Below are 15970 nucleotides of genomic sequence, written 5' to 3'. Positions count from 1 at the left end.
GCCTTTATAAAAACCATACATTATAATGACGCAAATTTAATCGCTTTGAACTTTCAACATGTGGCCCATTCATGACAACTGATTACCTGAAAAAAATCCTTACGGCGCGCGTCTACGACGTCGCCATAGAGACTCCGCTGGAGTTTGCTCCTAGCCTATCAGCGCGCATGGAAAACCGGATTCACTTTAAACGTGAAGACATGCAGAGTGTGTTCAGCTTTAAACTGCGTGGTGCCTACAATAAAATTGCCCATCTGACCGCGGCACAGCTCAAACGTGGAGTGATCTGCGCCTCGGCTGGTAACCATGCGCAAGGCGTGGCACTGAGCGCAGCGCGCGTCAAATGTAAAGCCGTGATTGTGATGCCGACCACCACACCGGCGGTAAAAATTGACGCGGTACGCACGCATGGTGGCGAGTTTGTTGAGATCGTGCTGCACGGCGATTCATATAGCGATTCGTATGAGCATGCTTTGACTCTTGAGAAAAAGCACAAGCTGACCTTCGTTCACCCGTTTGACGATCCGGATGTGATCGCAGGCCAAGGCACGGTAGGCATGGAAATTTTGCGTCAACACGCAGCGCCGATACATGCAATATTTGTCGCCATCGGTGGCGGTGGTCTGATCGCAGGCGTATCTGCCTATGTCAAGGCGGTGCGTCCTGACATCAAAATCATTGGCGTGCAAAGTATCGATTCCGACGCAATGGCACGCAGCCTCAAAGCCGGAAAACGCGTGGCGCTGGCCGATGTGGGCTTGTTCTCGGATGGCACGGCGGTAAAATTGGTAGGAGAGGAAACTTTCCGCCTTGCAAAGCAATACGTAGACGAAGTCATACTGGTCGATACCGACGCCGTATGCGCTGCGATTAAAGATGTGTTTCAGGATACCCGCAGCATTTTGGAGCCCGCCGGAGCCTTGGCAATTGCCGGTTGCAAGGCCTACATCGAACGCGCCAAAGCAAATAAAAAACCGCTAAAAAACGAGAACATGGTGACCATCGCCTGCGGTGCCAACATGAACTTCGACCGCTTGCGTTTCGTTGCGGAACGCGCAGAAATTGGTGAAGCCCGGGAAGCCGTGTTCGCCGTTACGATACCGGAAGAACGCGGTAGTTTCCGGCGCTTCTGCGAAACCATAGGTGCCCGCAACATCACCGAATTTAATTACCGTATCAGCGATCAAAAAGCGGCGCACATCTTTGTCGGCATCCAAGTGACGAATCGTGGCGAATCTGAGAAGATCGCGAAAAATTTCATTAAAAATGGTTTTCCGACTTTAGATTTGACCAATGATGAACTGGCCAAACTGCACATACGCCATTTGGTTGGCGGCAAGAGTGCTTTGGCGGAAAATGAGTTGCTGTATCGCTTTGAGTTCCCCGAGCGTCCGGGTGCCTTGATGCGTTTTTTAAATAGCATGGCACCGAACTGGAATATCAGCCTGTTCCACTACCGCAATCACGGCGCAGATTACGGTAGGACTTTGGTTGGTTTGCAGGTCCCGAAAAAAGAAATGAAAGCCTTCAAAGAATTTTTGAACACACTTGGCTATCGCTACTGGGACGAAAGCAATAACCCTGTCTACCAACTTTTTTTAGGTTAAGCCCTTTAGTAATTGCCCCATGACCATCACAGAAAAACACAATAGCCCCGAGCAATCGGAGCTAGGCAAAGCCGCGAGCTATACAGCACAGTATGACGCCTCGTTGCTTTTCCCTATACCTAGAGCCGACAAGCGCCAGGAAATAGGCATCACCAGTAGTTTGCCCTTCTTCGGCATGGATATCTGGAACGCCTATGAGGTATCCTGGCTAAATCTGCGCGGCAAGCCGCAAGTGGCGATTGCCACGATTATGGCGCCAGCCGATTCCGCCAATATCATAGAATCGAAATCTTTTAAGCTGTATCTGAATTCCTTCAATCAGACCAAATTGGCGGACGCTGATGCACTACTCAATCTGCTGCGCACTGATCTGTCAGCAGGCTTTGGTGCGGCAGTTCATGTGACGCTGGTCACGCAAGAAGATTTCTGCAAACTATCCATGCAGGAACTGGACGGCATTCTGCTCGACCGACTAGATATAGAAGTCGATAGCTATGTCCCAAATCCAGCCTTACTCAAGAGCGATAATCTGGTCGCACCGGTAGAAGAAACCCTGGTCTCGCATTTACTCAAATCGAATTGTCTGGTGACCGGACAACCAGACTGGGGTAGCGTACAGATACGTTATATCGGTGCGCCTATCGATCAGGAAAGTCTGTTGAAATACTTAATCGGTTTTCGCGAACACAATGAATTTCATGAGCAATGTGTCGAGCGTATTTTTACCGACATCATGCAGCAATGCACGCCACAAAAACTCTCTGTGTATGCCCGTTACACCAGGCGCGGCGGACTCGATATCAATCCATGGCGCAGCAATTTTAGTAGTTCCCAAAAACCTCCCAATGCCCGTAATGCGCGCCAATAATCAGCGTACACATTCTAGATTTAAGTCCTTTAATTTAAGCATATCCTATGTCACTATTTAATTTTCGAAAACTCATCCCTGTACTGGCACTCACGACATTCTTATTAAGTCTAAGCAGCACCAGCTGGGCACAAGAAACGCCAAACACCACCGAAGCAACAGTCACCAGCGCAACTACCGCGAGCACAGAAGCTGGCTGGTGGGATCAAACCAAGGCCGGGACTATGAACATCGTCGACCACGGTGCGCTCTCCATCGTGCTATCTGGCTACGCCAGACATGGTCGCAATACTTATACCGCTGAACGCATCGCAGAACTCAATGAAAAAGCCTGGGGCTTGGGGTTTAGCAAGGCCGTCCGGAATAAAAAGGATAATGAAGACTCCCTGTATGGTCTGGCCATTTCCGACTCGCATTTCAAGCCGCAATTTATGGCCGGCTATATGCATCAATGGATGCAACCGATAGGTGGTAATTTCGAAGCGGGTGTTGGTTACACTGCCCTTTTAATTAGCCGTACCGATTATTTTTCTGGCATACCATTTCCAGGAGTGTTACCGGTCGCTTCTATCGGTACTCGTAGCAGTAAACTGATGGCGGCGTATATACCTCGTCTATCGCAAAACAAAGGGAACGGCGACGTGCTGCTCTTATTTTTGCGCTTAGACCTGAATTAATCGCCATTGACAGGAATGGCATGAATTGTAATTGTAGTTGTGAGCGCGCGTTGCTTACGCTACAGTAGCTGTCAATTTTATTATAAGCAAAAGCAGACCCTGCAGTGAGTCAATTAGCCCCATTATCCACAAGACCGAAACCCGTCGATGACGATGTTTTTTGGCAGAACTTGCGCTTAAAACACGAGCAAGATGCCAGTTTTTTCTTGCTCGATGGACTGATTGTTCACAGCAATCTGGCGGCCTTGCGTTTGCTTAGGGCCGACGAATCTCAGCAGCTACTTGGCATGATGCCCTCGGCATTTTTGCAAGATCCTACGCTGAACGATCAACAACTATTCCAGAAAAGATTAGTCAAAGATCTGCTCGGCGCAGGCCCTCTCTACTGCTTATGCCGAACTCTGGACGAGCAATTAATAGAGGTTGAAGTACGCAGCCAGGGTTTTATTGACAATGCACGCAGCATCATGCATCTCACTGTGCGGGATCTGAATTTCCATCCTTTTTCTGCAACGGCCAAGCTCAAGCCAGAAGCGAAGATCATTACTCAAAACGTGTTTGGTCAGGCTAATGAGGCCTTGCATCATGAGCGGGAAATTCTTGAGATGATCGCTCAAGACAAGCCGCTGGTGCATATACTTGAAGATGTGTGTGATCGCATGGAACGCCTGCTGGACAATGGCAGTCTGTGCGCTATTATTTTATATGATGCGGACAAAGGAAGCTTAAATTTGGGTGCCGCGCCCTCGCTGCCCGAAGAATATTTCCAAGAGTTAGAAAAACAAGGCAAAGGCTTGCATTCAGGTTCTTGCGGTGAGGCAATGGCCAGCAAACAGCTCAGCATAGTCGAAGATATTGCCAGTAATCCGCTCTGGGGAAATTGCCGCGAACTGGCGTTAAGTCATGATCTCCTGTCATGCTGGTCGCTGCCGATTAAGACCGCGTTTAACACCATACTCGGCACCATCGATGTCTACCACCGTACACCGCACACTCCCAGCAAGGACGAACAAGCCTTAATGATCGATGTCAGTGCGCTGGTTGCTCTGGCAATCGACAAAAAAAACATGGAGCGCAGTCTGGAAGAGAGCGAAGAACGCTATCGAGCGGTCGTCACTAACTTAACCGAAGGCATCATGGTGCTGGCGTCGCAGGGTCAAATTTTGACCTGCAATCCTAGTGCGCAACGCATTTTAAAAATTTCCGACTGCAATGCGGTGGGACGCAGACATCGCTACTTTAAACGTATCATCAGTGAAGATGGTGCGACAATTGATATTCGCAACGACCCGGCTTCCCTGGTATTTCGCAGCGGCCACCCTATCTTCAATTTATCGATAGGATTGGAGTTAGAAGACCATACCGTAGTGTGGTTGTTGGTCAATGTACTACCGATCAATGAGGCCAATAGTAGCCTCACTAGCGCAGTTCTCATTTCTTTTACAGATACCACCGAGGTCAGAGAAACGCAGCGACAACTGCAATACATCGCTGCTCATGACGCATTGACTGGCTTACCCAACCGCCATCAATTAAGTCAAAGATTGGCGCAGGCACTGGCAAATGCACAGCATCAACAGAAAAAAATCGCCCTTCTTTTTTTAGACCTGGATCGTTTTAAAAACGTTAACGATACTGCCGGACATGCCGCCGGCGACACGCTTTTATGCGATGTAGCCACGCGCCTCAGTTCCTGCATACGTACCTCAGACATGTTGGCACGTTTAGGCGGGGATGAGTTTGTCATCGTGGCAGAGGAATTTGATAGTGCTTTGCACTTGAAAGATCTGGCAGAACGTGTTTTGGCGCGTATGCGAGAACCCTTTCTGATTGATGGAAATGAATACCATCTCGGCACGTCGATAGGGATTAGCGTCTATCCGCATGATGCAGCGGATGGCTCTACCTTGTTACGTTGCGCCGATTCGGCGATGTACCTAGCCAAAGAATCTGGCCGCAATAACTACCAATTCTTCACGACGGAACTCAATGTAAGAGCTCAGCATCGCTATGCATTAGAAAAAAATCTGCGCCGGGCCCTGTCTGAGCAAGAGTTTCTGGTTTTTTATCAGCCTAAGGTCTGCCTGAAAACGTCCTGCATCGTGGGTGCCGAGGCATTAATTCGCTGGCAGATGCCCGATGTTGGCATTATTCCTCCTGATGAGTTTATTCCTATTTCTGAGGAAATAGGCTTGATACTGCCTATCGGTCGCTGGATCCTGGAGCAAGCCTGTTTGCAGGCAAAATTATGGAGAGACAAATTCTCTCCCGATTTCGTGATCAGCGTGAATATTTCACCTAAGCAGTTTCAAGACCCTGGCTTGTTTAACTTCATTCAACAAGTCTTAAATGAGACTAAGTTACCTGGACAAGGCTTGCAACTGGAAATTACGGAGGGCTTACTCATGGGCGAGTTAGATCTACTACTCCCCGTATTTAATGCCATAAAAAAATTAGGCGTCAGCATTTCTCTAGATGATTTTGGTACAGGCTTTTCGTCTTTGTCCTATTTGCAACGCTTTCCTATCGACAATTTAAAGATAGACCGATCCTTCATTCGTGACATTCCGGAAAAACAAGACTCGGTGGTGCTGACACGTGCGATTATCGCTATGGCGAATGCGCTAGGTTTAAGCGTCACTGCCGAAGGTGTGGAAAAAACCGAGCAATTACGCTTTTTAACCGACTCTGGTTGCCAAGAAATGCAAGGTTTTCTTTTCAGTAAGCCATTATCCGCAAATGATTTTGAAAATTTACTTATTAATCACACTCCCAAGTGATGATTTGCGCGTAGTGTAAAAAAGAAGTCTATAATTTGGCGCGCGCGGACTGTCCACGCCTTACCAATGAGCACCATCACTGATTTTGCATCATGACGAATATCGCAAAAATACTCCCTCTCGCTAATGTGCTGCTAGATCTCGAAGTCTCCAGCAAAAAACGTGCTTTTGAGCAAGCTGGTCTCTTATTTGAGAATAATTGCAGCATTGCTCGCTCCATCGTCTCGGATAATTTGTTTGCGCGAGAACGCCTTGGATCGACTGGTTTAGGACATGGTGTTGCCGTGCCCCATGGGAGAATCAAGGGTTTAAAAGCTCCTATTGCTGCCTTTGTGCGCTTAGCGGAGCCGATTCCTTTCGAGTCACCGGACGGGCAAGCAGTGAATCTGCTGATATTTTTATTGATGCCAGATCATGTGACACAACAGCATTTGGAAATTCTTTCAGAAATTGCTGAAATGCTCTCAAGTGAAGCTTTCCGAGTATCATTGAGTACAGAAACGGATGCTCATGCGATTTACGAGAAAATTACAACCTGGAAGCCCGATTTACAATCTATTTCCTAATTGCCCTCTGTAATTCATCCTTATGCGTACGACGATCTATCATTAAGCAGCTACTATGCCAATACTCACTGAATTGACCGTACAAAAAATCTATGATGACAATCGTGACGCTTTACAACTAGGATGGTTCGCTGGTTTTTCTGGTGGAGAAAAACAAATTACGGGTGATGCAACATCCTCGGCCGATCAGGTGGGCCATCTTAACTTGATACATCCTGGCCGTATCCAGGTCTTAGGTCATCAAGAACTTGCTTACTACCATAGGCTATCACCACTTTCACGTGGCAATCTAATTAAAGAATTAGTCGCTGGCGCACCACCTGCGCTGATCGTCGCACAAGGCTTGGAATCGCCAGCGCCCTTCCTGACGACCTGCGATGACAATAGTATTCCCCTGTTCTCCACTCCCTTACCTGCAGCCCAGGTAATTGATTATCTGCGGGTCTACTTATCCAAAAAACTGGCGCAACGGATTACCATGCATGGCGTGTTTATGGATGTACTAGGCGTTGGGGTGCTGATTACTGGCGAGTCTGGCTTAGGCAAGAGTGAATTAGGATTGGAATTGATCTCACGTAGTCACGGTCTGGTGGCAGACGACGCGGTTGAATTTTCGCGCATTGCGCCGAATATGATAGAAGGACGTTGCCCCGATCTATTGCAGAACTTATTGGAAGTGCGAGGCTTGGGCCTACTCGATATCAAGACTATTTTTGGTGAAACGGCGGTACGTCGTAAAATGCGTTTGAAATTGATCGTTCATCTGATTAGACGTAGTACCTTAGAAGAAAACTATGAACGTTTGCCTATCGATTCGGTCACAGAAGAAGTGTTGGGCTTGCCAATCAAGAAGGTAGTCATTCCAGTTGCTGCAGGTCGAAATATTGCAGTTTTGCTAGAGGCTGCGGTTCGCAACACGATTCTTCAGCTACGCGGAATTAACACCTTAGAAGAATTCATGGAGCGACAAAGACGTGCCATGAACGAAGATAACGAATAGTAAGTTCTCACTCTTTATCGCCACCACTTATGCGCATCTTGCTTATTTCAGGTATTTCCGGCTCAGGAAAATCGGTTGCACTTAATGTCGTGGAGGATGCTGGCTACTATTGCGTAGATAATCTTCCACCTAGCCTCTTGCCAGAGCTTATCACCACGTTAACGAACGAAGGCATACAAAAAGCCGCGATGGCGATAGATTCACGCAGTGCGCATTTGCTAACTGGCCTGCCTGACACTATCGAAAAGTTAAGACTAATTGGGCATGAAGTTATTATCTTATTCCTGACAGCTAGCACTGAATCATTGGTGGCTCGATTTTCCGAAACGCGCCGCAGTCATCCGCTTTCCCACAGATTGCAAAAAACCCAGGCAATTGGGGATAGGCTAAGCCTGACTGAGTGCATAGAGGAAGAAAGGGAGATGCTAGCAACGTTACAGTTTCTTGCACATGTAGTCGACACATCGAGCTTGAGCGCAAACACTTTGCGGGACTGGGTGAAAGATGTAATTCAAATTGAACATGCACCTTTAACGCTGATGTTCGAATCATTCGCGTTCAAAATAGGCGTGCCGCTGGATACGGATTTTGTTTTTGACGTCCGTATGCTGCCCAACCCCTACTATGACATCAATCTACGTCCATTGACTGGGCGCGACAAAGCGGTAGTGGATTTTCTCGATGAACAAAGTATGGCGCAGGAATTATACGAAGATATACGTCATTTCATAGAAAAATGGATGCCCGCCTTTAAGCGCGACAACCGCAGTTATTTGACGATAGGAATAGGCTGCACGGGCGGACAACATCGCTCAGTTTTTATGGTGGAAAAACTGGCGGCCTACTTCAAAAAATCAGAACAAGTGTTAGTACGGCACCGACGCCTGTCCTGATCGCTTAGGATAAATGCAACTCTGCTGACAGAGATGCATCCCATGTACAAGTCACAAATTACGCGGCTTTTTTCTCGTCGCGCAGTTCGCGGCGTAAAATTTTACCGACATTTGTTTTAGGTAAATCCGTACGAAATTCTATGTACTTGGGCTTTTTATATCCGGTAAATTGCTCTTTGCAATAATCCATTAACTGTTCAACGGTTAAGTTAGGATCTTTGCGAACCACAAATAGTTTCACCGCCTCACCTGAATTGACATCAGGTACGCCAACGCAAGCGCATTCCAAAACTCCGGGATGTAAAGCTAACACGCCTTCTATTTCATTTGGATAGACATTGAATCCAGACACCAAAACCATGTCTTTTTTACGATCAACGATGGTGGTATAACCGCGAAAATCCATAATACCGACATCGCCAGTTTTAAAGTAACCATCAGCAGTCATAGAATTTGAGGTCTCTTCAGGACGATTCCAATATCCCATCATCACTTGCGGACCACGAATAGCAATTTCCCCTGAATGCCCCAAGGGTAAACGATTACCATCATCATCTAAAATAGCAATTTCAGTAGACGGCAAAGGTAAGCCTATGGTGCCTGAAAACTCTTTGGTGGTAGCCGGATTAGCGGTGGCGACTGGCGAAGTTTCGGAAAGGCCATAACCTTCCAGGATGGCACATCCAGTGACCTTAAGCCACTTGTCAGCAACCGCTTTTTGCACTGCCATACCGCCGCCGACACAAATTTGATAACCTGAAAAATCCAGTTTGGCGAAGTCGGGATTATTCAATAATCCGTTATACAAGGTGTTGACTGCCGGGAAGATGTTCACTTTAAACTTTGCCAATTCTTTGACAAAACCTGGCATGTCGCGCGGATTTGGTATCAGTAAAGTCAGCGCACCGATACGAGTACCAACCAGGCTACAAACGGTAAGGGCGAAGATATGATACAGCGGTAAAGCACAGACCATAATTTTCTGATCTGTCGCACGTTGACCATCGGCACCAGTCATCAGCCAGGCATCGTTTTGCAAGACATTTGCCACAATGTTTCTATGGCTTAAAACAGCTCCTTTGGAGACCCCGGTTGTACCGCCAGTATATTGCAAGAAAGCGATGTCATCATGCTCAAGACTGACGGGCTGAAACGGCAATACAGCCGCCTCTGCAAGGACCTGTTTAAAGCTGACAGAACTAGGAAGTGCGTAAGCAGGAACTATCTTTTTTACCTTACGAACTACAAAATTAACCAGCCTACCCTTTATGCTGCCTAACAAATCGCCCATGCTAGCAACAATAATATGCTTAACATTTGTCTTCGCGACGATCTGTTGCAAGGTGATGGCAAAATTTTCTAATATGAAGACCGCTTCGGCGCCGGAATCTTTAAGCTGGTGCTCTAGTTCACGCGGAGTATAGAGAGGGTTGACATTCACTACGGTATACCCTGCGCGCAAGACTGCGGCAATGACAACCGGATATTGAAGAATATTCGGCATCATGATTGCAACCCGAGCGCCTTTACTCAGTCCCTTACTTTGTAACCAAGCTGCGATTTTTTTTGACAAAACATCGAGTTCAGCATAGGTCAAAAATTTGTCCATGCAAACATAGGCATTTCGAGACGCGTATTTTTGAAATGAGTCTTCCAGCAAATGAACCAGCGATTTGTATTGCGAAACATCAATCTCTGCAGGCACGCCTTGCGGATACGATTTTAACCAAAATTTGTCCATGCTTTTTTCCTAGTTGCTAATAAGTATACTGTGACGACAATGCGGCTTCCATTGTCGCCCTGTCAAATTCATCGAATTTGACTAAAAAAGAGGAAGGCATCGGCCTTCCTCTTTTTGTGAAATAGTGAATAGTCCTAACGAAATTACGTCATGCAGTTTAATCACACTCCTAATTCAAGATAACGCATCAAAAAACAATTCACGAATCTAAACAAATAGAAATTTCTAAAAAAAACTTAGGCGGCTTTTTTCTCGTCGCGTAATTCTCGTCTCAGTATTTTTCCCACATTTGTTTTGGGCAAATCATTTCGGAATTCTATGTATTTTGGTTTTTTGTAGGCCGTGAACTGCTCCTTGCAATAGTCCATCAACTGCTCAGCAGTCAACGCTGGATCTTTACGGACCACAAACAACTTAACGGCTTCACCTGAGTTGTCATCTGCTACGCCAACACAGGCGCACTCTAAAACGCCAGGATGCATCGCTACCACACCTTCAATCTCTGTCGGATATACATTGAATCCGGAGACCAAAATCATGTCTTTTTTACGATCAACTATGGTCGTGTAGCCACGAAAATCCATAATTCCCACGTCACCTGTTTTGAAAAAGCCGTCGGCCGTCATCGAGTTTGCGGTCTCGTCCGGACGATTCCAGTAACCAACCATGACTTGCGGTCCTCGAATTGCGATTTCTCCAGGTTGTCCCAGCGGAAGATGATTACCGTCGTCATCTAAAATCACCACTTCGGTCGAAGGTATAGGCATTCCTATCGTTCCCGAGAATTCTTTAGTGGTCGCAGGATTGGCAGTCGCCACCGGTGAAGTTTCGGATAGGCCATAACCTTCAGCAATCGCGCAGCCGGTAACCTTTAACCATTTATCAGCCACGGCTTTTTGTACTGCCATACCGCCACCACTGCAAATTTCATAGCCAGAAAAATCCAGCTTTGCGAACTCAGGATTATTTAACAAGCCGTTATACAAAGTATTCACCGCTGGGAAAACATTCACCTTGTACTTTGCTAACTCCTTGATAAACCCGGGCATATCACGAGGATTAGGAATCAGCAGATTTAATGCACCTATTCGTGTTCCTAGTAAGCTACATACTGTCAAGGCAAAAATATGATAGAGCGGTAACGCGCACACGATAATTTTTTGTTCTTTACCATGCTGGCCTTGCATGCCGGGCATTAGCCAGGCGTCATTCTGTAACACATTGGCGACGACATTTTTATGACTCAGCGTTGCACCTTTGGATACCCCGGTAGTGCCACCGGTATATTGCAAAAATGCGATATCGTCATGACCCAAACTCACTGGCTGAATTTGCATTTGCGCAGATTCTGCAAGCACCTGCTTAAAGCGGATTGCGTTCGGCAAGGAAAAAGCAGGAACCATTTTCTTAACGTTACGCACGACAAAATTAACTATCGTCCCCTTAAGTGCTCCTAACATATCTCCCATGCTGGCCACCACGACATGCTTTACTGCGGTCTTAGCGATGACTTTTTCCAAGGTAGTAGCAAAGTTTTCTAAAATGAAAATCGCCTCAGCACCGGAGTCTTTTAACTGGTGCTCTAACTCCCGTGGTGTGTACAAAGGGTTGACGTTCACAACAACAAAACCAGCACGCAATATAGCGGCCATAACAACTGGATATTGCAAGACATTGGGCATCATAATGGCAACCCGAGCGCCTTTTTTCAGTCCTCTACTTTGCAGCCATGCTCCGATTTTTTTTGAGAGAGTATCGAGTTCGCCGTAGGTCAGAAATTTGTCCATACACACATAGGCGTTACGCGCAGAAAACTTCTGAAACGACTCCTCCAGGAGCTGCACTAACGATTTGTATTGCGATACATCGATTTCTGCGGGAACGCCTTCCGGGTACGACTTCAGCCAAAACTTATCCATACTCATTACCTCGTCTCTGATTTTATATTTGTTTGTACACGTTCGTATCACAGCTCATAACGCAAGCTATGTGATCGACAATACACCATGTCATAACTTGATGCTATCTACTTCAATAAGCCTAGGCAAGTCTTTTGCATTCAAGCCGAGTACATCCTCTAGCAAAATACGACAACATGAAAAGATAATTAAAACAGGGTTTGCATTTAGTTTTACATAGTGTTACAAAAAAGCACGGTCGTTACATTTAATGTCAACTTCCGACAATTTCGGCCTTTTCGACTTGCACCAATACATCATAAAACGTTGGGCCGCTTCCCATATCGGTTAAGTTCTGACTGGTGACTTCATTCGCATTTTTTTTGTCCGATGCGAATTTTTTCCACCAAATCGAAAGCCCCACCACCAAGCCAGTTCTGGCTTTTTCGGTGACGCGCGCCAGGGCCACGAAAGAACCACGGTCATTATAAATACGGACCATGTCGCCGGTACTGATATTGCGCAGCAAAGCATCCTCAGGGTGTATATCCAAATGAGGTTCGCCCTCAGTATCGCGCAAACTTTTGACATTAACGAAACTAGAATTGAGAAAATTTCTCGCTGGAGGAGAGATCATGGCGAGCGGGTATTTCGCGGCGCAGTCAGGGTTGCTTGCTAGCGATTCATAGGGCGGTATATAGCTAGGTAAGGGGTCAAAACCATGTTGCAACATGGTTTCACTATAGAACTCACATTTACCTGAAGGGGTAGGAAAACGTCCTAACGCAAAAGGTGCCGCATCGACCCGCAGTTTGCTCCAGCCATTTTTCTTTAACGTAGCCCAATCAGTATGTCGCGCGCGTGCATCGCTCATTTTGAAAGCCTGTGCAGCAATTTCATCGTCTGACTCCTGGAAGCAGGCATCATGCAAACCCATACGTTCAGCGAGTAGACGAAATATCTCGGTATTCGGCTTAGCTTCCCCCATAGGTGCAATCGCGGCAGTGTTCGCCATCATATACAGATGGCCGTATGCACTATGCGCATCTACGTGTTCCAGCTGTGTTGTGGCTGGCAATAATATATCCGCATAATCGGCAGTATCTGTCTGAAAATGCTCCAGCACGACAGTAAACAAATCCTCTCTAGCAAAGCCTTGCGCAACCACACTAGACTCTGGAGCGATAGCGACAGGATTTGAGTTGTAGACGATCAGAGCGTCTATCTTTGGTCCAAATGTCTCGCTACTTTCTCGCAATAAATCATCTCCTATGGTACTCATATTGATGGTTCGCTGATTAGCGTCCACTGGGAATAAATCCGGTCTTTGCAAGGCCGCCATATTCTTGGGAAAGGAATCAGATAGGGACAATTGGACGCCACCGGCAGCATGACGCCAGGCACCGACCAAAGCTGGCAGACAGGCTATATTTCGCACCGCCATGCCACCACCATGTACCCGTTGTACGCCGTAATTCATGCGTATCATACTAGGCTCGCCACGCTGCGCAGATGTGCCATATTGACGAGCCAGATCTATCACCTCCGCAGCGGTAATTCCGCAAACTTCTGCAACCCGCTCGGGGGGCCATTCCCGCACCTGATTTGCCAGTTGATCAAAGCCCAAGGTGTACCGAGTGATATAGTCGTGGTCTAACAAATCTTCGTTGATCAACACATGCATGATGCCTAAAGCTAGTGCCGAATCTGTGCCCGGCAATAAGGCGATATGCTGGTGACATTTTTCTGCAGTCAAAGATCGATACGGATCGATCGCGATAAGTTTGGCGCCATTGCGTTTCGCCTCTTGCGCCCGCATCCAAAAATGCAGACTCGATGCGATCGGATTGCCACCCCAGATAATGATCAGCTTAGCGTTTTGCGTCTGCTCTATGTCAGTGCCAATACGTGCACCTATCGTGTACTTATATCCAACACCGCCGGCGGTGGCGCAAATCGTTCTGTCTAAAAACGACGCGCCTATGCGATGAAAAAATCGTTGCGACATACTGTCACCCTGCACCAAACCCATAGTTCCGGCGTAACTGTAAGGGAGTATCGCTAAAGGATCTTTTGCAGCGATACTCTTTAAGCGCTTAGCAATCATGTCTAAAGCCTCGTCCCAACTAATCCGGACGAATCTCCCTTCACCTTTTTTTCCAACCCGTTTCTGCGGATACAGCAATCGCTCAGCATGATAAGTTCTTTCTGTATACCGAGAGACCTTAGTGCATAAGACCCCGGCCGTGGTCGGATGATCAGGATCACCGCGAACCTCGGTTGCTACACCATCCTTAACGGTGACCAGTAGCGCGCAAGTGTCTGGGCAATCGTGAGGGCATACCGCCCTTACTATATTGGTACTCATATTTTCAATCTCTCATTCAATGTATGACTACTGGCTACGGCCCAGTAAAATATCAAAACTGTATTGATGTTCTGGCGGGAGGAGGTTCCGGCTTCCATCCCGAGAATACTCAAAAAATTGCTCGCGCGCGGCAACCGCAATACCTTACTTTGGCAGAATATTCTCTGAGTTTCCCAGCCTTGCGCCAGGATTGCGATGCTCCAACTCCAATAATGATGCGGAATGATCTGCCAAAGGTATTGTGGCCACCAAAGAGCGAAATGCGGCAGCGACCATCTCTGCCAGTGGCAACTCCAGACCCGATAATTTGGCAGCCAACAAAATATTTTCCATATCCTTAGCCTGACTCTTAATCTGGCCGCCCGGTATGAAATTTCTGTCTAACATACGCTGCCCATGTACCTCTAAAATACGGCTCTCGGCAAAACCACCACGGATCGCATTTCGCACAGCGGCGGGATCCGCACCACCGCACTGTGCTAATAACAAAGCTTCAGCGACGATCCCAATCGTTCCTCCGACTATCAATTGATTACAAAGTTTCGCTAATTGACCGCAGCCAGGTAGTCCAACAAGTGTTGATCTACCGAACACGCTCAAGAGTCCCTCAACCTGTCGATAGTCGGATACGTGGGCACCGGCCATAATTGCTAAGCTGCCAGATTCCGCTCCCAAGACACCGCCTGACACCGGCGCGTCGATAAAACCAACATTATGCTCTCTAAGCAATCGTTCAAATTCTTGCGCCTCAGATTGCTGCGTGGAACTCATATCAATCACAATAGAACGCTCTGCAAGCACCGGTAAAATATTTAGTATTACTTGCCTTACCGCACCGCCCGCCTCAAGCATAGTAAAAATGACGTCTGCCGTTTTTCCTTTGCTGGTGACTGCAGCACTAGGACTGTCGGCAACGAGAGCACCATCCACGGCCAACTCTTGTGCCTTGGACTGAGTTCGATTCCAAACACTGACGTCGTAGCCTGCGGCAAGCAACCGCCTGGCCATAGGCGCGCCCATCAAGCCAATACCCAGAAACGCTATCTTTTTAACTCTTGCTTGATTATCCATTTTCGATTTTTTATGAAGCCATTATGCGTGGAAAATTTTTTCGCTGCATAGACCCCCCCCAGCAACGCTAAGTATATTTGGACTGGAATTGAGTAGGAATAGTGTTTGAAAAATCAAACATTGTGACAGATATGTATTACGCGTAACGCAGAATATGGCCGATTCTCATCAGAAATCATACCTGCTAAGCATATACCCCCTCAATATTTCCCTGAAACAACCCAATTGCGCATGGACGACGTGCGTATTGTAAATATACATGGCGGAGTATCTTTGCGATGGCTATGCAAGTGCAGTTCGCCCCGGCCGGTAGCAGGGATGAAGCAATGAGGGGGGAAGAGGCGAGCAAATCAGAATCGCAGTGAATTGGAAGCCGCAAAGCAAAAACCCCTCAACAGTAATCTGTTGAGGGGTTTTCTAATAAAAGCCTGACGATGACCTACTTTCACACTGGTTGCAGCACTATCATTGGCGCGGAGTCGTTTCACGGTCCTGTTCGGG

At 47.1% G+C, this 15970-nt stretch carries 11 protein-coding genes; 7 read left to right on the top strand and 4 right to left on the bottom strand.

Translation table 11 applies throughout. The annotated features are described in order from the left end of the window. Positions 1-71: 71 nt before the first annotated feature. The 7 genes from ilvA to rapZ all read left to right on the top strand — a co-directional run bounded on the left by ilvA (position 72) and on the right by rapZ (position 8391). Complete coding sequence (ilvA, locus tag ACO0K8_RS15485) at positions 72-1607, top strand: threonine ammonia-lyase, biosynthetic (protein ID WP_422947559.1); 1536 nt, start codon at positions 72-74, stop codon at positions 1605-1607. Between the two features lie 19 nt (positions 1608-1626). Beyond that, a complete protein-coding gene (gene queF / locus ACO0K8_RS15480) occupies positions 1627-2475 on the top strand; it encodes an NADPH-dependent 7-cyano-7-deazaguanine reductase QueF (RefSeq protein WP_422947558.1) in 849 nt (282 codons plus the stop codon). 47 nt (positions 2476-2522) lie between these two features. Next, positions 2523-3152, top strand: a complete 630-nt coding sequence (locus ACO0K8_RS15475) for a hypothetical protein (RefSeq protein WP_422947557.1) — start codon at positions 2523-2525, stop codon at positions 3150-3152. A 104-nt stretch (positions 3153-3256) separates the two neighbouring features. After that, positions 3257-5932, top strand: a complete 2676-nt coding sequence (locus tag ACO0K8_RS15470; RefSeq protein ID WP_422947556.1) for a sensor domain-containing phosphodiesterase — start codon at positions 3257-3259, stop codon at positions 5930-5932. 92 nt (positions 5933-6024) lie between these two features. Continuing rightward, a complete protein-coding gene (locus ACO0K8_RS15465) occupies positions 6025-6498 on the top strand; it encodes a PTS sugar transporter subunit IIA (RefSeq protein ID WP_422947555.1) in 474 nt (157 codons plus the stop codon). 55 nt (positions 6499-6553) lie between these two features. Next, positions 6554-7498 carry an HPr(Ser) kinase/phosphatase gene (gene hprK / locus ACO0K8_RS15460; protein WP_422947554.1) on the top strand — a complete coding sequence of 315 codons (945 nt, stop codon included), beginning with the start codon at positions 6554-6556 and terminating at the stop codon, positions 7496-7498. A 29-nt stretch (positions 7499-7527) separates the two neighbouring features. Further along, a complete protein-coding gene (rapZ, locus tag ACO0K8_RS15455) occupies positions 7528-8391 on the top strand; it encodes an RNase adapter RapZ (RefSeq protein WP_422947553.1) in 864 nt (287 codons plus the stop codon). Positions 8392-8449: 58 nt separating this feature from the next. Here the strand turns inward: rapZ and ACO0K8_RS15450 are convergent, their stop codons facing one another. The 4 genes from ACO0K8_RS15450 to ACO0K8_RS15435 all read right to left on the bottom strand — a co-directional run bounded on the left by ACO0K8_RS15450 (position 8450) and on the right by ACO0K8_RS15435 (position 15469). Then, positions 8450-10132: a long-chain-fatty-acid--CoA ligase gene (locus tag ACO0K8_RS15450; protein WP_422947552.1), complete on the bottom strand. Its 1683-nt coding sequence runs from the start codon at positions 10130-10132 to the stop codon at positions 8450-8452. A 236-nt stretch (positions 10133-10368) separates the two neighbouring features. Then, positions 10369-12051 (bottom strand): long-chain fatty acid--CoA ligase, encoded by a 1683-nt coding sequence (locus ACO0K8_RS15445; RefSeq protein ID WP_422947551.1) that lies wholly within the window; start codon positions 12049-12051, stop codon positions 10369-10371. A gap of 253 nt (positions 12052-12304) precedes the next feature. Continuing rightward, positions 12305-14398: a molybdopterin-containing oxidoreductase family protein gene (locus ACO0K8_RS15440; RefSeq protein ID WP_422947550.1), complete on the bottom strand. Its 2094-nt coding sequence runs from the start codon at positions 14396-14398 to the stop codon at positions 12305-12307. 144 nt (positions 14399-14542) lie between these two features. Next, positions 14543-15469 (bottom strand): NAD(P)-dependent oxidoreductase, encoded by a 927-nt coding sequence (locus ACO0K8_RS15435; RefSeq protein ID WP_422947549.1) that lies wholly within the window; start codon positions 15467-15469, stop codon positions 14543-14545. Between the last annotated feature and the right edge of the window lie 501 nt (positions 15470-15970).

It is taken from the genome of Undibacterium sp. Ren11W (assembly GCF_049340485.1).
In the GTDB taxonomy this organism is placed as follows: Bacteria; Pseudomonadota; Gammaproteobacteria; order Burkholderiales; family Burkholderiaceae_D; genus Undibacterium.
Note: the sequence above shows the minus strand (reverse complement) of the source record. Positions and strands in the feature narration are given on the sequence as shown.